Origin of the sequence: Fusibacter sp. 3D3 (assembly GCF_001748365.1) — a bacterium.
Classification (GTDB): domain Bacteria; phylum Bacillota; class Clostridia; order Peptostreptococcales; family Acidaminobacteraceae; genus Fusibacter_A.
Genome location: NZ_BDHH01000024.1, coordinates 16,195 through 33,051, shown reverse-complemented (window position 1 = coordinate 33,051; position 16,857 = coordinate 16,195). Strand labels below are relative to the sequence as shown.

Annotated in this window: 15 protein-coding genes and 1 pseudogene; 13 read left to right on the top strand and 3 right to left on the bottom strand. The window is 38.9% G+C overall.

Going from position 1 to position 16,857, the window contains the following annotated elements:
• Positions 1-56 precede the first annotated feature (56 nt).
• The 5 genes and pseudogenes from F3D3_RS20345 (at position 57) to F3D3_RS20325 (ending at position 4,855) form a co-directional block, all read left to right on the top strand.
• Positions 57-944 carry a DMT family transporter gene (locus F3D3_RS20345; protein WP_084389199.1) on the top strand — a complete coding sequence of 296 codons (888 nt, stop codon included), beginning with the start codon at positions 57-59 and terminating at the stop codon, positions 942-944.
• Positions 941-2,043, top strand: a pseudogene (locus F3D3_RS20340) (phosphoenolpyruvate hydrolase family protein). Before F3D3_RS20345 ends, F3D3_RS20340 begins: the two are co-directional and overlap by 4 nt.
• Before the next feature lie 96 nt (positions 2,044-2,139).
• Positions 2,140-3,357 carry a Tm-1-like ATP-binding domain-containing protein gene (locus F3D3_RS20335; RefSeq protein WP_069876274.1) on the top strand — a complete coding sequence of 406 codons (1,218 nt, stop codon included), beginning with the start codon at positions 2,140-2,142 and terminating at the stop codon, positions 3,355-3,357.
• Positions 3,358-3,417: 60 nt separating this feature from the next.
• Positions 3,418-4,254: a phosphoenolpyruvate hydrolase family protein gene (locus F3D3_RS20330; protein WP_069876273.1), complete on the top strand. Its 837-nt coding sequence runs from the start codon at positions 3,418-3,420 to the stop codon at positions 4,252-4,254.
• Positions 4,255-4,360: 106 nt separating this feature from the next.
• Positions 4,361-4,855, top strand: a complete 495-nt coding sequence (locus tag F3D3_RS20325; RefSeq protein WP_069876272.1) for a GNAT family N-acetyltransferase — start codon at positions 4,361-4,363, stop codon at positions 4,853-4,855.
• 4 nt (positions 4,856-4,859) lie between these two features.
• On the opposite strand, the gene F3D3_RS20320 is transcribed toward F3D3_RS20325, so the two are convergent.
• Entirely contained in the window at positions 4,860-7,733 is a 2,874-nt protein-coding gene (locus F3D3_RS20320) for an EAL domain-containing protein (protein WP_069876271.1), read from the bottom strand.
• Between the two features lie 227 nt (positions 7,734-7,960).
• Here F3D3_RS20320 and F3D3_RS20315 point away from each other — a divergent pair, with 227 nt between their 5' ends.
• From F3D3_RS20315 to F3D3_RS20280, 8 genes are all read left to right on the top strand, one after another.
• Entirely contained in the window at positions 7,961-9,376 is a 1,416-nt protein-coding gene (locus tag F3D3_RS20315; RefSeq protein WP_069876270.1) for a sigma-54-dependent Fis family transcriptional regulator, read from the top strand.
• Positions 9,377-9,595: 219 nt separating this feature from the next.
• Positions 9,596-10,549 (top strand): flavodoxin family protein, encoded by a 954-nt coding sequence (locus F3D3_RS20310; RefSeq protein WP_069876269.1) that lies wholly within the window; start codon positions 9,596-9,598, stop codon positions 10,547-10,549.
• Positions 10,550-10,619: 70 nt separating this feature from the next.
• On the top strand, positions 10,620-11,711 hold the full coding sequence (gene buk, locus F3D3_RS20305) for a butyrate kinase (protein ID WP_242877179.1): 1,092 nt from the start codon (positions 10,620-10,622) through the stop codon (positions 11,709-11,711).
• A 33-nt stretch (positions 11,712-11,744) separates the two neighbouring features.
• Positions 11,745-12,578 carry a hypothetical protein gene (locus tag F3D3_RS20300; protein ID WP_069876268.1) on the top strand — a complete coding sequence of 278 codons (834 nt, stop codon included), beginning with the start codon at positions 11,745-11,747 and terminating at the stop codon, positions 12,576-12,578.
• A gap of 19 nt (positions 12,579-12,597) precedes the next feature.
• Positions 12,598-13,218 (top strand): hypothetical protein, encoded by a 621-nt coding sequence (locus F3D3_RS20295; protein ID WP_069876267.1) that lies wholly within the window; start codon positions 12,598-12,600, stop codon positions 13,216-13,218.
• 78 nt (positions 13,219-13,296) lie between these two features.
• A complete protein-coding gene (locus tag F3D3_RS20290; protein ID WP_069876266.1) occupies positions 13,297-14,199 on the top strand; it encodes a bifunctional enoyl-CoA hydratase/phosphate acetyltransferase in 903 nt (300 codons plus the stop codon).
• Between the two features lie 97 nt (positions 14,200-14,296).
• The gene (locus F3D3_RS20285; RefSeq protein ID WP_069876265.1) at positions 14,297-15,157 is read left to right on the top strand and encodes a creatininase family protein; all 861 of its coding nucleotides are present in this window, start codon (positions 14,297-14,299) and stop codon (positions 15,155-15,157) included.
• Positions 15,150-15,923: a helix-turn-helix domain-containing protein gene (locus tag F3D3_RS20280; protein WP_069876264.1), complete on the top strand. Its 774-nt coding sequence runs from the start codon at positions 15,150-15,152 to the stop codon at positions 15,921-15,923. Before F3D3_RS20285 ends, F3D3_RS20280 begins: the two co-directional genes overlap by 8 nt.
• A 131-nt stretch (positions 15,924-16,054) precedes the next feature.
• Here F3D3_RS20280 and F3D3_RS20275 read toward each other — a convergent pair whose 3' ends face one another.
• Together F3D3_RS20275 and F3D3_RS20270 are read right to left on the bottom strand one after the other, a co-directional pair.
• A complete protein-coding gene (locus F3D3_RS20275; protein WP_069876263.1) occupies positions 16,055-16,516 on the bottom strand; it encodes an ImmA/IrrE family metallo-endopeptidase in 462 nt (153 codons plus the stop codon).
• On the bottom strand, positions 16,509-16,829 hold the full coding sequence (locus F3D3_RS20270; protein WP_069876262.1) for a helix-turn-helix domain-containing protein: 321 nt from the start codon (positions 16,827-16,829) through the stop codon (positions 16,509-16,511). The genes F3D3_RS20275 and F3D3_RS20270 overlap by 8 nt, the downstream gene beginning before the upstream one ends.
• Between the last annotated feature and the right edge of the window lie 28 nt (positions 16,830-16,857).

Below are 16,857 nucleotides of genomic sequence, written 5' to 3'. Positions count from 1 at the left end.
TTTTAAGGAAGTCCAATCATAGGGCTTCCTTGATTGCTGTAATGTGAAGGGAATTTATGATGCAAGAGCAAACAAATCCAATTAAGATACCTTTAAGTCAAAAGAATAAAGCCGTTTTGGCGATGCTTATTTCTGCTTTTTCTTTTTCAGTCATGGGGATCGCTGTGAAATTAGCTGTAGATATACCTGTTTATGAAAAAGTTTTTTTTAGAAATTTTATTACTCTTTTTTTCGCTTATTACATCGTAAGAAAAAATAATGCACCTATTTTTGGAACGGCTCAAGGCAGACCGTATTTAATAGGGCGAAGTTTATCTGGCGTATTAGGGATCGTTGCGATGTTTTATGCACTTTCAAAAATCGACGTTGCCACAGCCACCACGATTCAAAAACTTTCACAGTTTTGGGTGTTGATTTTTGCGGCGATTTTTCTAAAGGAAAAAATTAGTCCCAAACAATACTTGTATTTAATATTGGCTTTGATTGGTGTTGCAATTGTTTCTAAACCCTCTGCGCCTGGGATCTTAATCCCCACTTTAATCTGTTTTTCATCCTCTTTATTTGCAGGGATTGCCTATACATTTTTAGGTAAATTAAAAAATTACGAGCACCCTTCAACAGTGGTTTTCTTTTTTTCTTTTTTCTCTTCTGTGGTAATGTTGATCCCGATGCTCTTAAATTTTAAATGGGTCACAGGAGAAGAATTTTTATACTTGCTTTTGATGGGATTAGGGGGGCTTGGTGGACAAGTTTTCTTAACGATGGCCTATCATTATGCAAAAGCTTCAGATGTCTCCATCTATTTGTATGCGAACATCATTTTCAGTGCAATGCTTGCGTTTGTGATCTGGGGGGCTTTGCCTGACACATGGAGTCTAATGGGCATTGTCATTATCATTGTTGCCAGTTATTTAAACTATAAAGAGGCGGTGACTCGAGGATGACACGGGAGATGATAATAGAACAGTTTTTAAGACAAGTCAAACTTGGAAATCATATTATTGGTGTTGCATCTGGTGCTGGGAGTACGGCTAAATATGCGGAGCAGGGGGGTGCAGATTTTTTACTTGCGCTCAATGCAGGCAAGTTTAGGCAGATGGGGAGAAGCTCATTAGCGGCTTTTTTACCTTTTTGCAATAGCAACCAAATGGTATTGGAATTTGCATTTAAAGAAATAAAACCTGTGATTAAAAAAATACCTGTATTTTTTGGTCTCAATGCTACAGACCCTACGATAAATCTTGAAAATTACATAGAACAGTTAAAAGAATTGCATTTTGAAGGCATTAACAATTTCCCAACAGTGGGGTTAATTGATGGTCAATACCGTGAGGCGCTTGAAGAAATGGGGTATTCTTATGATTTAGAAGTAGAGGCCATTAGAATCGCTCATGAAAAAGACCTATTCACAGTGGCTTTTGTGTTCGATGAGACACAGGCTAAAGCCATGCTACTAGCAGGTGCAGATATCATCTGTATTCATTTGGGCTTTACAGCAGGGGGCATGCTCGGTGCTAAAAAAGTGCTTTCTTTGGAAGTGGCAAAGTCTAAAGTACAGAATATTTTAGCGGTCTGTGATGCCATAAGACCCAATGTGATCAAGATGATCTACGGGGGACCTGTAAAAATGCCTGTGGATGTGCAATATATGTATAGCGATACCAAACTCATGGGTTATATCGGCGGGTCTTCTTTTGAACGCATTCCTTCAGAAAAATCTATTGTCAACATTACGCGTGCATTTAAAATCACTGGGACACTAAGTGAAGATGATCTCATGGTCAAAATGCTTGAAGGGATTACAAAACATTATGATTATGTGCACTTTTTAAGAAGGAAGTTGGCTGTACTTTTCCAGAGTACTTGGTGAAGTTCAGAGTTAATAAAGCAAAAGAGATTTTAAGTGCTGAGCAGGAGGTTCAATTGTCGGAAGTCTCTCGTCTAGTGGGATATCAGGATTATGCACAGTTTAGTAAAATGTTTAAGAAATATTCTGGACAAACACCAACCCAGTACAGAATTGGACATAAACACATGAGTTGAGGACAAAAACACATTTACTTTGCTTTTTGACAGCGGTATGATTAACTTGTAGTGAGTTGAGTGAAGTACTTTTATCAGCAATTGGGAGGTAAAGAGATGAAAACTGTGGCAATAGCGGGTACGTTTGATTCAAAAGGCAGGGAGTATGCTTTTGTAAAAGGCATTATTGAAGACCTTGGCTTAAAAACATTTACAATTCATACAGGTGTATTTGACCCTACATTTGAACCCGATGTGTCAAATGCAGAAGTCGCAAATGCATGTGGTGCTGACATTAAAGAAATTGCAGAGAGAAAAGATAGGGCATATGCAACGGAAATTTTATCACAAGGGATGGAAAAATTAGTGCCTGAACTTTATAAGGCGGGTAAATTCGATGGGATTATTTCATTTGGCGGCACTGGAGGGACTTCACTTGTAACCCCTGCCATGAGAGCGTTGCCAATCGGGGTTCCCAAGCTCATGGTTTCAACTGTGGCATCTGGTAACACAGCACATTATGTTGGCACAAGCGATATTATAATGATGCCATCCGTGGTAGATGTGTCAGGGTTAAATTCGATCTCTATGAAAATATTTACGAATGCAGCGTTTGCAATGGCAGGCATGGTTAAGTTCGAAAATAATATGACGATTCAAAAAAAACCACTCGTGGCGGCAACGATGTTTGGTGTGACCACACCTTGTGTGGATTATGCAAGAATGTACATGGAGAAAAAGGGCTATGAAGTTCTTATATTTCATGCGACTGGAACAGGTGGACAATCCATGGAGGCCCTCATTGAAGGCGGCTTTATCGAAGGTGTTTTAGATTTAACCACTACAGAATGGTGTGATGAGCTCGTGGGTGGTGTCCTAAATGCAGGCCCTAAACGCCTTGAAGCCGCAGGGAAAATGGGTATTCCACAAGTCGTTTCTGTCGGTGCAGTGGATATGGTAAACTTCGGTCCAAGAGATACTGTGCCTAAACAGTTTGAAGACAGAAAATTTTACAAGCACAATCCAACGGTGACTTTAATGAGAACGAATATAGATGAAAACATGAGAATCGGTGAGAAACTTGCCGAGAAGCTCAATATGGCGACTCAAGATACGGTGATGATGTTACCGCTCAAGGGTGTCTCCATGATTGATGCAAAAGACCAAGCTTTTTATGGTCCAGAAGAAGATGAAGCGTTATTTAATGCGATTAGATCCAATGTGGATAAAAGCATTGTTGTGCTTGAAGAATTGCCATATCATATAAACGATAGAGATTTCGCAGAAGCGGCTGCACAGAGATTGATAGACATGATGGAAAAGCATAATCGGTAAAGAACAATCGTTTAAGAACAATCGTTTAAGATTAAGATGACATTTTAGGAGGATACTCATATGAATAAAATGACTCGATTAGAAATTATGGAGATGTATAGAAAACAAATCGCCGAGGGACATATTTTGGTAGGTGTCGGTGCAGGCACTGGAATCACAGCTAAAAGCAGTGAAAAAGGTGGCGCTGACATGCTGATTATTTACAATTCAGGCCGATATAGAATGGCGGGCCGCGGCTCACTAGCAGGTCTTATGGCGTATGGCGATGCAAATGCCATCGTGGTGGATATGGCTTCTGAAGTGCTTCCCGTGGTTGTAAATACGCCTGTGCTGGCAGGTGTCTGTGGTACAGATCCCTTTAGAGTAATGGAAGTATTTTTAAAACAACTTAAGGAGATTGGCTTTAGCGGTGTTCAAAATTTCCCGACCGTGGGTTTGATCGATGGTGTTTTCAGACAAAATTTAGAGGAAACGGGTATGGGCTATGATCTTGAAGTGGATATGATCCGCAAAGCACATAAGCTCGATCTTTTAACGACACCTTATGTGTTTGATCCAGAACAGGCCAAAGCAATGGCTGAAGCAGGTGCCGATATTCTCGTGGCACATATGGGTCTAACGACGAAGGGTTCTATTGGCGCTCAAACGGCATTGACTTTAGATGAATGCGTTGTTAAAATTGAAGCGATTATTAAAGCGGGGCGAGAAGTCAATCCAGATATTTTAGTGATTTGTCATGGCGGTCCAATCGCTGAACCACAAGATGCTGCTTATGTTATTGAGAGAACTGAGGGCATTGACGGCTTCTTTGGCGCTTCAAGTATTGAACGCTTTGCAGCAGAAAAGGGCATCAAGAGTCAAACGGAGGCTTTTAAGAAAATCAGCAAATCATCGTAAACGGCATAATAAAATAGAGCTCTGTATAATATATGATATAATGATAAAAAACCTCAGTATAAACCATGCTGAGGTTTTTTTACAAAGAAACAGGAGGAAGATCAATATGAGCATAAATGTTAAGATCAGAAATGTGAAGATGACAGATTTAGAGGCTGTTGTGGAAATCGAAAGACAATGCTTTCCTGTGGCAGAAGCGGCAGAAAGAAGCTCAATTAAAGAGAGAATGGCCACTTTTCCTGAAAACTTTTTCGTGGCGGAAGAATCAGATCAACTGATCGGATTTATCAATGGCTGTACAACCAATAGTCCGGTGATTTATGATGAAATGTTCCACGATACGAGTCATCATATCCCTTCAGGGGAAATAATCGCAGTGTTTGGATTAGATGTCATAGAAGCCTATCGACGCAAGGGTATTGCTTCAAAATTGATGAAAGTTTTTATTGAGAACGCCAGAGAAAAAGGCAAAAAAGCGGTCATTTTGACTTGCAAATCTCATTTGCTCTCTTATTATGAAAGCTTTGGTTTTAAAAATGATGGGATTTCTAAATCAACACATGGTGGTGCAGTTTGGTACGATATGACTTGCAATTTGTAAGTGTTTAGTGGTTAGCGGAGGCAGTGAGCAGTTCTTTGGTTTTTTCCAAGGAGAGCGGTTTGCTAAAATAGTAGCCTTGAATGTAGTCACAACCTCTATCTTTTAATATTTGATACTGCGCTCTGGTCTCAACACCTTCTGCGATGACCTTGATACCGAGTTCATGAGAGAGTTCTATCATTTGGCGTACAAGTTCTTGATCTTTTTTTGAATCGGCTAAATCATCAATAAATGTCTTATCAATTTTAAGCGTTGATAGCGGCATGGTTCTAAGATAACTGAACGAGGAATAGCCTGTTCCAAAATCATCAAGTGCTATTTTATAACCCATATTTCGAAGCGTTGACAAAGTGTTATCATGTTCATTGAGAACACTCAATAAAACACTTTCTGTAACTTCGAGTTCTAGATATTTGGGCTCAATATCATATAATTGAGTCATTTTAATGACGGTGTCAACAAAATGAGGTTGCTGTAATTGAATACTAGAGACGTTGACACTGATATGTTCAAAGTGGTAGCCCAAATCAAGCAGTTCTCTGATGGTTCTACAGACCTCTTGAAGTGCCCATTCACCGAGTTCTATGATCTGTCCATTTTCTTCTGCTACAGGAATAAAGTCAGCGGGTGAAACGGCGGTACTGTCTTCAGTGGTTATGCGCATCAAGGCTTCAAATGAATTTAATTTTCGGCTTAAAGTCGCATATTGGGGCTGATAATGCATAGATATGAGTTTGTCTCTTATGGAACGTCTTAGGAGGTCGTCCATATCTAATTTTTTTTGAACAAATTCAGATAAGAGATTCGTGTAAAAGACATAATTGGATTTGCCCGTATGTTTTGCTGTAAACATGGCTGTATCTGCATTTTGAATGAGCTTATTGACGGTATCGCCATCATTGGGGTAAACACTAATCCCTGTGCTCATACTGACATAAATGGATTTTTGATTAATAATAAAAGGTTCATTGAGCATTAAATAGAGAGTACTGATGATTTCGGCAATTTCAGTTTCTTTGGAGATGTCATATAAAATAAAGGCAAATTCGTCAGCGGACAGATGATAAACGCTGATATCTTCATTACAAATTAAAGTAAGACGATGGGCAAGTGCTTTTAACAGTTCATCTCCAATAGGGTGACCTAGAGCGTCATTTACGCGCATGAAATTGTCAATGTCCATTTGAAATACGGTGAGATTACAGCGGACGGCTTCATCAGATTCTATAAAGGCTTTTAAATTTAGAATATAAGCTTGTCTATTTGGAAGTGATGTTACTTGATTGTTAAAGGCAAGATTATGAATTCTATCACTGGTTTCTTTTTCATAAGTCACATCAACCATGATCCCCGATGTCTTTATGGGGTTTCCGTGGACATCCCACTGCGTGTTTGCTCTAACGAGAAAATAAATGACTTTATTCGTAGGGGCTACATATGAAAAAGTGAATGTCAGTAACGGCGAATGTGTACGCCAATGTTCTCTGAATATGGAGAGAATCGATTCGTGATCCTTTTTCTGAAGGAGCTCTTCAAATGCCACTTCATCAATCTGAGTGTTATAGGTGTCTAATCCAGTAAGTTCATGCCATACTTCTGATGCAAAAAAATGATTTGATTCGTAATCCCATTCCCAGACAACGTCTCTTGAAGCGTTCAGAGCAGTTTCGTATTTTCCTTGAATGGTTTTTAAAGCCGTTTGGCTTTGCTCAAGTTGTTCGTAATTATGCCGTAATTCTTCTTCTGTGGCGGTTAAGACATCGTTTTTAGATTCTATTTCTTCATAGGCACCAGTGAGTTCATCTAGCATGTAATTTAAGTCATTTGAAAGTTCGCCGAGTTCATTTTGACTAATGTAGTGTGACCGTGCACTTAAATCACCGCGAGTGGTCTTGTGCATGACATGGCTGAGCTCAGTAATGGGAATGGTAATTTGCCTAGAAAACAAAAAAGCTATGGTGGCAGAAAATAATAATACGGTGACTGTAATAGCGAGCATGACGTTAAGTGCTTGGTCAGCAGAACGCATGATAAAATCCATATTTTGATCGATGACTATAATCCAAGGCGTGTTTGGAATCGCCTTATAGGCGATATAGTAAATCGTCTTTTCTTTTTGAAATTGTGAGTTGTTAGGGATGGAAAGATCTGAACTTTTAAAAAAATCGTCTATATCTGAATTGGTGTGACGCGTCCCTATAAGTGCTTGGTCGGTGTGAAATATAATCATGCCACTTTGATCAATTAGGTAGGCATTTCCAACATTGACATCTACTAAATTGTGAATGCTCTCAGAGGCATATGTGGTGTCGATAATATTTGCGAGTACACCTATGATATTGCTTTTATCATCATTGTATATTGGAGTTGCCACAAAGAGAGCCGCTCTGTTATCGATTCGATCTACCAATAACTTACTGATGGCTGTTTTGCCTGCCATGGCATCTAAAAAGTATTGTCGGTCTGATAAGTCTAGCCAATAACTTTCTGGGTGACTGCTGGCGAGAGTACGACCGGAAGGGGTCAAAACGAACACGGCTTGTATATCCTTGCGCGTTGCTGTAATGTTTTCAAAAAAAGCATTTAGGGCGTCATATTGTGGCCTAAAATTGGGGTCATTCTGTTCTGGGTCATTTAGGTAATCTTTAATGGTTTTAATAACCAAGGCATCATTTGCTAAGTAGTTGACTTCTAATTTTCTCATATCAAAAAAAGTCTCTAATAAAACACTTTCCATATCAAGGACCTGATTCATTTTATCTTTGTTATCTCTTATAAGAATATCGGAGATATAAGCGTAGTAAACGGTGTTCATAATAAGTAAAGAAAAAGCCATAATAATAATGGACACAAAGGGTATCTTTTTACGAAGCAACATAGCCTTCGGCCTCCTTTTGACATATTGTTTTTAAAAAGCGGATGAGTTGATGAATTCATACCCAAAAGTGAAATGATAACACTTTTGGGTATGAAAATTTATCGGATAACGAGTCTTCTAAAAAATTAATTTCAGAATAGGGTTAAATCCGATATAATGAAACTGGGATCAAAAAGACACACTGATTTATTTTGTGTGTCAATATGACACTATAGAGGAGGCGCGAGATGCATTTAAATATTGATAAAGCGTTATTTTTTGAAAGAGGCGGCTTGCTTGATAAAATTTTGGACAGCAGCTTTGATCGTGCGCTTATCGTTGACAAAAATCTAAAAATTATTTTCTTCTCGGATTCGAGTAAACGCATGTCTGGGAAAACAGATGAGGACGTCATTGGTGTCCCTGTGAATGAAATTATAAAAAGTTCGGGATTTGAAAAGGTTTTAAGAACTGGAAAGTCTGATAAAGGCGTTTTGACCAATCTGGATGGGAATTTAGGGCTTGCATCTCATATCCCTGTTTTTGATGGGAAAGCATTATTGGGTGCTATTGGAATCGTGTATTTCAACAGAATTTCTGCGATTAATAAAATTTTGGCAGAGACGCCTAAAACAGAAAATAACGAATACGCCAATTTGTATCATAGCCTTTCTAGAAATGCGAGTTCATACACCTTTAGCGATTACATCGGAGAGAGCAAAATTGTCAAAGATCTTATCGATAAGACCAAACGTGCTGCGTGTTCCAATTTCCCGATCCTCTTTATTGGTGAAACGGGAACGGGCAAAGAAATATTAGCCAATGCAGTGCATAATCATAATAATTTAACGCTTTCAAATCCCTTTGTAAAAATAAATTGCAGTGCGATTCCCAGTGAATTGTTGGAATCTGAACTCTTTGGATATGAAAAAGGCGCTTTTACAGGTGCAAGCGCTTCTAAAAAAGGCAAGTTTGAAGTGGCAAATGACGGCTCAATACTACTTGATGAAATTGGAGATATGAGCTTTCCGATGCAGACCAAATTGCTGAGAGTACTTGAAGAAAAGGAATTTGAACGGGTGGGAGGCAATCGGTTAATCCCCACAAATGCACGTGTTATTGCGGCCACAAATCGCAATTTACTGACTTTGAGTCATGAAAAAAAGTTTCGTGAAGACCTTTATTATCGACTCAATACTTTGGAGATCAGGGTCCCCTCCTTGAGAGAACATATTTCAGATTTGCCAATGCTCATTCAATACTTTATCCAAAAAAATCATTTAGAGTTAACCTTTTCGGAAGCCTCTTTAGATTTGATGTTGCGCTATTCATGGCCGGGGAATGTGAGACAACTCAGAAATTTGATTAACCGTTTTAGTGTGCTGAACAAGGGGGAGAGCATAGCTGCAAATGAGGTGGAATCCCTACTGTATACGGAAAATAAAAGCGAGGGGTTAGAGTTTTTAGATCGAGAAAAGCACCTCATAGTAGGCGATGACTCCATTGAAGAAAGGGCGTTAAAAACCTTGGATCAGATTGAAAACGAGGCCATCAGAATAGCTCTTAGAGCTTACAAAGGTAACAAGAGTTTAGCGGCGGCATCACTAGCGATATCCAGATCGACAATGATGCGTAAAATTAAGCAGTATCAAATAGAAGAATAGCACAATGCGTGCTATTTTTTTAAATTAAAATCATTAGTTTTCGTCCAGCTTAGAGGCAGGCGTTTTCAACCTGCTCTAAGCGGTTAGACGTGAACGGGTCAGGCGAAACGAAGTTTAGACGGCTAATGATTTAAGAGACCTGTTAATTTGAAGGTAGAATATTGGCATAGGTATTGCTTGTTATAAAGTAAGGCTTTATTACTTTGAGGAGGTAGATTTATGAAAGTTTTAGGGATTAGTTGTGGACGTAAAATGAGCAATACAGAAATTTTAGTCAAAGAAGCTTTAATGGGCGCAAAAGAAACTGGGGCAGAGGTGGTGTTTATACGTCTTCAAGAGCTCAATCTAAAACCGTGTACAGGATGTAATGCTTGTGTGATTGATTTGCTTGAAAAGTCAGGTTCGGGCAAATGTGTTTTAAAAGATGATTTCGAGTTTTTAGACGAGCAATTATTAGCGTGTGATGGTCTTATATTGGGCGCACCAATCTATGAAAAAACAGCACCAGGGCAACTTAAAATTTTAAACGATCGACTTGGCCCTTCACACGATATGGCGTTCAAATTGATTGCAAAACAAACAAGAGCTGCTAAAAATGTAACGACGGGAAAAGGGCCAGATCCAAGATCCTTTATGCCAAAAGCGGCGTCACTGATCGCAGTGGGTGGAAGTGAATGGGATACGTTGGCACTTCCAATGATGCATTTGTCCGTGTTGTCTATGCAATATGAGGTGGTCGATAAAATGTTGGTCAATTGGGTTGCGCTTCCAGGTGTGGTAGCACTTTACGATCAGTGGCTAGAAAGAGCGCGTAATTCAGGGGTACATTTGGTTGAAACTTTGAAGAAGCCATTGACTGAAGCCACTTATATTGGGGATAAAGGCGTTTGTCCGATATGCCATTCCAAATTATTTGAAATCAACAATGTGGATAAAGTAAATCCAGCCATCTGCGGGATATGTGGTGTTAAAGGGACGTTGACCGTTCAAGGGGACTCTGTTTCTTTTACAGTGACAGAGGAACAACGTGCGCTTTCACATGTGAATTTATCTGGTAAATTTCATCATGCAAAAGAACTTAAAGAAATTTCTTTAGTGCCTCATCCTGATATGAATCTTTTGCCAGAAAAAATGGGAAAATACAAAGCCTTTATTGAACCTTTACGTCCATAAGTATAAGCTTAGAGGAAGATCGGTGTGAATACACCATAATGGAAAATAAAAGTAGATTGGGAGAGGGACAATGAGAAAAGACGATTGTATGATGATTTTAGCAATTAATACAGGTTCGACGTCAACGAAAATAGCCGTTTATAAAGAGAATGTACTTGTGTTTGTTGAAAATATAGTGCATAGCGCTGAAGCTTTAAGTTCTTTCGGTCGCGTTACGGAACAGTTGGAGTTTAGACAGAGCTTAGTGGCATCTCTTTTAAAAGAGAAAGGTGTCGATATGAAAGCGTTGTCTTTAATTGTCGGAAGAGGTGGCCTTTTGCCCCCAGTGCAATCGGGTGCATATAAAGTGAATCAGACGATGATCAATCGTCTTAAAAGCGATACGATACCTGAACATGCTTCGAATTTATCTGCCATTATAGCCTACAAAATCGCAGAGCCATTGGGGATTGATGCACTGATTTACGATTCAGTGGCTGTAGATGAATTGACAGATGTCGCACGGCTTTCTGGATCACCTCTTGTTCCGCGAAAGAGCTTTAGTCATACTTTAAATTCTAGGGCAATGGCACATGAATATGCCAAGAACATAAATTGTAAGTATTCAGATCTCAATCTTGTGATTGCGCATCTGGGTGGCGGCATATCGGTCAATGCACATTTTAAAGGCAAAATGGTGGATATTATCGCAGATGATGAAGGCCCATTTTCGCCAGAGCGTGCAGGGAGAGTTCCTTGCAATGATCTAATCGAACTTTGCTTTAGTGGTCAGTACAGCAAAAATGAGATTAAAAAGAGCATGCGCGGCAAAGGTGGCATCATGGCATATCTTGGCACAACAGATGCTAAAAGTGTTGGAGAGCGTGCTGAAAATGGGGATCAAGAAGCAGCTTTGGTTTTCGAAGCCATGGCATATCAAATTTCTAAAGGCATTGGCGAAATGGCAACAGTCTTAAAAGGGGATGTGGATGCGATCATTTTAACAGGTGGTATTGCCTATTCAAATTATTTAACAGAGATGATTAGAGCACGTGTTGAATTTATAGGAAAGGTCGTGGTTATGCCGGGTGAAAATGAAATGGAAGCACTTGCCAGTGGCGCATACCGAGTTTTTAAAGGGGAAGAAAGCGCACATGAGTATATTGAAAATCTCAATGCATAAAAGTTTGGATTGGATAAACAGGGAGGATATCATATGAGTTATGTACCAGAGTTTAAACCTATGAGAAGTTTCATCTTAAATAATGTTAGGTCCGATAACGATAGACCCAAAGCGTTTAGGTGGCTGTATAAGCAGCATGTGCCTGAAAGCATTTCGCAGTTTAGACCGTATTGCACAAAATACGCCACTTATCATGCGCTTCCACTTGTAGAAGGCGCAGAGCAATTTGGAACCTATAATTGGATTATGACAGAGCACTATTGGAATTTTAATATTTTTCAAGATAAGGGGTTAGGACATTCCAGAGGCCTTGCGTTTACAGAAGCTTATCCCCATGATTTTATGGAAATAACGTGTCAACCGCCAAGTAATACTTTAAGACAATCCGGATGGCAAGGCTCGGCAGAGGGTTATCATCCCATTGTTTTCTGTTTTGCGCCGATTTTTTGGGAAAATGATTTTAAGGGAAGTGAACGACTAACCGATGATGGCGCCAATTTTAGATGGCTATTTTTCTTATCCTATCCTGAAGGGGTAACTGTAGAGGAAGGAGATCAGTGGTTTTTAGAAACATTTGCGAAAGAAGCAGCTGAAATGCCAGAAGTGATCCGATTTTTATCCAGTAGGGTAATGGACTCCCCGAGAATTAATCCCTTTGATCGCATTGTGGAATTATGGTTTGATGATAGTGAAGCTTGGCATAATGCCATGGTCAAGAATGGACACCTCTTCACTAAACCCGCATGGAGTAAAGTCGATCAATTTCCTTTCTTTGAAGCTTATAAAGACATTACGGGTGTTTTTATAATGGATAGACCGGATTCAGATCATTTGGCACAATGGCAAGGGTATATAACAACACGTTAGATGAGAGGAGCATAATATAATGAAATCTGTTACAAGCTACGACGGCAAAGGCACACATCTTGATTGGGAACACGAAAATATAACCCCCAAAATGATTGATTGGTTTTGGAGTAATATGGAGAAGAGTTTTTTACTTTGGCATCCCAGCCAACATGAGCCTCTAATATGGGAAAAGGCGCCTGTTCATGGCAATCCTGTGGGTTCGATTCACATTGCGCCGCAAACATGGAATGATGGTACCAGACAGAATTTGTATATTCGTTTTGAAGCACTTGAAGATGTGCCAGAATGGGTGAAAGAATATGTGATCTATGAACATTGTGTCATCGTTGCAGGTCTAGGACTCGGCGAAAAATGTCTGGAAAATCCCGAACCGATGGGATATAGAATCCATCAGTGGGAGAAGACAGATTATGGTGTTGTGGGTAAATCGTCTGCAATCGGCACTAAAAAGAAAGAAACACAAGAGGATGGTGTTATCTGGGCAGCTCACTGTGAAGAAGAAGTGGGGAACTGGGGCAATTTTTTACCACAAATGTATGCGCTTTTCAGTGTGGTTAAAAATACGAAGTTTAATCCCTATGCGGACCTTTCGGTTGAAGGTAAGGGTAGCACATTAAAATACAAATATATCAAGTAGAGTCATTTGATTTGGGGGATATTGTCTGCACCTTTAGGCAATGTTCTCCTTAAACATTTACAGGAGGCGTTAAACGTGATGATTAAGAATTTTGATGAGTTGATAAGACGGGTACAGGATAGGCCTGTGAAAAAGAAAGTAGCCGTTGTCGTGGCTCAAGATGAGCACACACTTGAAGCCGTTTTTAAGGCGCGAAGAGATCAATTGGTCGATCCAATCCTCATTGGCAATAAAAAGGAGATTTTAAAAATAGCAAATGATCTGAATGAAATCATAGAGGATACATCCGTTATAGATATATTAGACGATATTGAATCCGCACGAAAAGCCGTGAGTATGGTTCATGAAGGTAAAGTAGATGTCATCATGAAAGGTAAAATCCAAACGGCAGATCTCTTAAAAGCAGTCGTGGATAAAGCGTTTGGGCTAAGGACGGGACGCTTAATTTCGCATTTGGTTTTTCATGAGATTCATAATTATCATAAATTACTTGCAATGACAGATGGCGGGATGATGATGTACCCTAATCTGGAAGAAAAAAAGCAGATTATTGAGAATGCGGTATCTGTGTTCCATGCTTTGGGGTATGAAAAACCAAATGTTGCGGTACTTACGGCTGTTGAAAAAGTGAACCCCAAAATGCCAGAAACGGTGGAGGCTGATTTACTGAAAAAAATGAATCAAAAGGGTGAAATTTTAAATTGTGTGGTGGAAGGTCCGATTTCATACGATTTAATGATCAGCAAGGCCTCTGCTGAAATCAAAGGCTATCACAGTGAAGTCACGGGGAATACAGATATTTTAGTGGTTCCTAATATCACTGCGGGCAATATTTTAGGTAAGGCATTGGTCTACAGTGCAAACGCAAAGATGGCCGGCATTGTAGTAGGCGCTAAAGTGCCAATCATTTTAACTTCAAGAGGATCTTCTACTGAAGAAAAATACTTGTCTATTGTCCTTTCTGCTTCAGTAGCTCAATAGATCAGAATAAGGAAAATAAATTTTATAATGGATATTTGCCTTGACCTTCCAGTAGAAGGAAGCTATAAACTGATCTTAGAATACAAGGAGGTCAGTTATGAGTAAAAATGTGATGACATTGAGTTGGTGCGATATTGAAGCACTAGATAAGGACAAAACGGTATTATACTTTGGCATAGCACCAATCGAGCAACACGGAAAGCATTTACCCATAGGGGTAGATGTCTATGAAACCGAATTTTGGATTCATAAGAGCATTGAGTTACTTGAAGCGGAAATGGAAGAGTACACTTTTCTTACAATGCCCATCGTGCCCTATGGATATGCTCAAATGGATGGTTTTATAGGGAACCTTCATCTAGGGCAGGAGCAGCTTTACCACTTAGTTTTAAAATCCATAAGTGCCATTGCGGCATGGGGTATCAAGCATATCGTCATTATTTCAGGACATGCTGATCCAAAACATTTAATTGCGATTGAGCAGGCATGTGATTTAGTAAATCAAAAATACGATGAAGTTGCTTTTTCACCTATGGGGGCTATTTTTAGCGGAAAAGTGTCAAAAAAAGCAATGGATAATCATCCAAATTTATCAGATAAGCTCAGTCAATTTCACAATGACTTTCATGCAGGATGGATAGAGACTTCGTGTATGCTAGCGATAATGCCTGAGGTTGTAAAGCCTAACTACAAGGATCAACCCAATATTGAAATCACCGACAAAGAGATGATTTTACCTGAAATCGTCATGGCGAAAACTAAAAATTATGGACATTTAGGATTTCCAAAAGAGGCAACTGCTGAACTTGGAATTGCACTGAATCATGATGGGGTAGAGCGTATCAATAAATGTGTTTCTGCTTTCATAAAGCGAACGGATTATAAACAGTATGAACATCATAAGCTTTTTGAACTGCCATTTATGAAGGTGAAAAATGGAGGCATTAGAAATGTATAGTATTGGACAATTTTCGATGATTTGTAACTTAAATAAGAAGACGTTAAGATATTATGATGAAATTGACTTGTTTAAGCCTGTTAGAATAGACGAGACAAATCAATATAGATACTACGATGAATCCCAGATAGAAATTATCCGAGAAATTTTGAGATTAAAGGCAATTGGCATCCCATTGGATCAGATCAAAAGTATATTAGCAGTGTATAATTCAGCGAAACCGAATGAGCAATTGAATGCAGTTTATGCTCATAGATTGACGGCAATAGAAAGGTCCATTAAACAGTTAAAAGAGCAGAAAGCTTTAATAAACCATTATTTAACTTCAGAGGCTTCAAGAGATGAAAAAGTGATAAGCTATAGCATTGAAAAAGGTTTCTTTGTTGAAAAAGGAAATCTGTTTTATAATTCTATTGATGTGAATCAGAGGGACTTAAATGCGGTGATAAGTGCTTTTTATGAAAGTGCCAACGGCTTAAAACTCACTTCAGGGCACATCTTTAGAAGAAGTTTTGATGAGAACATGGCACATTACGATGAGATCTTTGCTTATACTTTAGAAAACGTAAAGGAAGGTAAAATCAAGGCACAACCTCAAGTGTTAAGCTTAAAACTTGTATGTGATAGCATTAAAAATCGAGAACATGGATACAAGCAATTATTTGATCATATCAACTTAAACGGATATGTTGTGAATCAAATTTATGAAAAATATCTCATGGACAGTGGCCGGATGCATGTCGAAATTATTGTGAGTATTGAATAGATTTAACAAAAATTTTGACACATCTGTTTTCTTAGCTTTTAATCGAAATCATAATGCGTCAATATAACACTAAGCGCTTGATCAAAGTCAATGATGACTTTATCAAGCCTTTTTTTCACAACAAACCCTGTTTAGAGACGCCTCATCACACCTAAGGGGTCAAAATAGATTATGTAATCATCAACGACCACGTAACGACCGTAAATTTGCATATATGTATTTACGGTTTCTTCTAAGAATTCACTGGTGACACCAATATGCTCTGCAACCTCATAGGGATTGTGACAGCCATATTTAAAACAATCAATAAATTTTTCAAGTGGAATGAGTTTTTTATGCGCCCATCTACGTGCCATTTTTTCTTGTTTTATATTTTTAAGACTATCTTGATCCAATATATTGCCAACTGAAGTTTCATAGTGTCCAATTTCCTCAGCAAGAATACATGCCATTTCAGCCTCTGTTTCGATTTGAGATTGATCCAATATAATGGTTTCGTCAAAATAGAGCCCCTTGACGTCTTTTACGGGAATTTTGTGTTCTACAAAAGCAATGTTCTTTTTTTCAATGTGATCTAATAAATTTTTAATCATTCTTATCCCTCTGTGATTTGATAAATTGAGCAAATTCTAAGACTTTTTTTTGCTCGTCTGCGGTTAAGTCTGAGAGTGCGTGAGCGGCGATGGTATTGATGCTGGAATCTTCTTCGCCCCAGTTCATAAGATAGTTCGGCGTTACACCTAGCGCATCAGCAAGGCGCTTGACCTTATCATTTCTTAAATTTTTAATTTCTCCACTCTCGTATCTTTGAATGGTCGCAGCACTTACACCAACCTTTGTTGCCAATTCTTCTAAGGTCAAGTTGAGTTCTTGCCTTTTTTTCTTGAGTTTACTCTTAAAATCCATCTTTGACCTCCTCTTACAATAACCCTAT

What these genes read in the sequence shown, in the direction of transcription:
- F3D3_RS20345 (WP_084389199.1), top strand. Translation starts at nt 57, where the DNA reads ATGATGCAAGAGCAAACAAATCCAATTAAGATACCTTTAAGTCAAAAG.
- F3D3_RS20335 (WP_069876274.1), top strand. Translation starts at nt 2,140, where the DNA reads ATGAAAACTGTGGCAATAGCGGGTACGTTTGATTCAAAAGGCAGGGAG.
- F3D3_RS20330 (WP_069876273.1), top strand. Translation starts at nt 3,418, where the DNA reads ATGAATAAAATGACTCGATTAGAAATTATGGAGATGTATAGAAAACAA.
- F3D3_RS20325 (WP_069876272.1), top strand. Translation starts at nt 4,361, where the DNA reads ATGAGCATAAATGTTAAGATCAGAAATGTGAAGATGACAGATTTAGAG.
- F3D3_RS20320 (WP_069876271.1), bottom strand. Translation starts at nt 7,733, where the DNA reads ATGTTGCTTCGTAAAAAGATACCCTTTGTGTCCATTATTATTATGGCT.
- F3D3_RS20315 (WP_069876270.1), top strand. Translation starts at nt 7,961, where the DNA reads ATGCATTTAAATATTGATAAAGCGTTATTTTTTGAAAGAGGCGGCTTG.
- F3D3_RS20310 (WP_069876269.1), top strand. Translation starts at nt 9,596, where the DNA reads ATGAAAGTTTTAGGGATTAGTTGTGGACGTAAAATGAGCAATACAGAA.
- buk (WP_242877179.1), top strand. Translation starts at nt 10,620, where the DNA reads ATGAGAAAAGACGATTGTATGATGATTTTAGCAATTAATACAGGTTCG.
- F3D3_RS20300 (WP_069876268.1), top strand. Translation starts at nt 11,745, where the DNA reads ATGAGTTATGTACCAGAGTTTAAACCTATGAGAAGTTTCATCTTAAAT.
- F3D3_RS20295 (WP_069876267.1), top strand. Translation starts at nt 12,598, where the DNA reads ATGAAATCTGTTACAAGCTACGACGGCAAAGGCACACATCTTGATTGG.
- F3D3_RS20290 (WP_069876266.1), top strand. Translation starts at nt 13,297, where the DNA reads ATGATTAAGAATTTTGATGAGTTGATAAGACGGGTACAGGATAGGCCT.
- F3D3_RS20285 (WP_069876265.1), top strand. Translation starts at nt 14,297, where the DNA reads ATGAGTAAAAATGTGATGACATTGAGTTGGTGCGATATTGAAGCACTA.
- F3D3_RS20280 (WP_069876264.1), top strand. Translation starts at nt 15,150, where the DNA reads ATGTATAGTATTGGACAATTTTCGATGATTTGTAACTTAAATAAGAAG.
- F3D3_RS20275 (WP_069876263.1), bottom strand. Translation starts at nt 16,516, where the DNA reads ATGATTAAAAATTTATTAGATCACATTGAAAAAAAGAACATTGCTTTT.
- F3D3_RS20270 (WP_069876262.1), bottom strand. Translation starts at nt 16,829, where the DNA reads ATGGATTTTAAGAGTAAACTCAAGAAAAAAAGGCAAGAACTCAACTTG.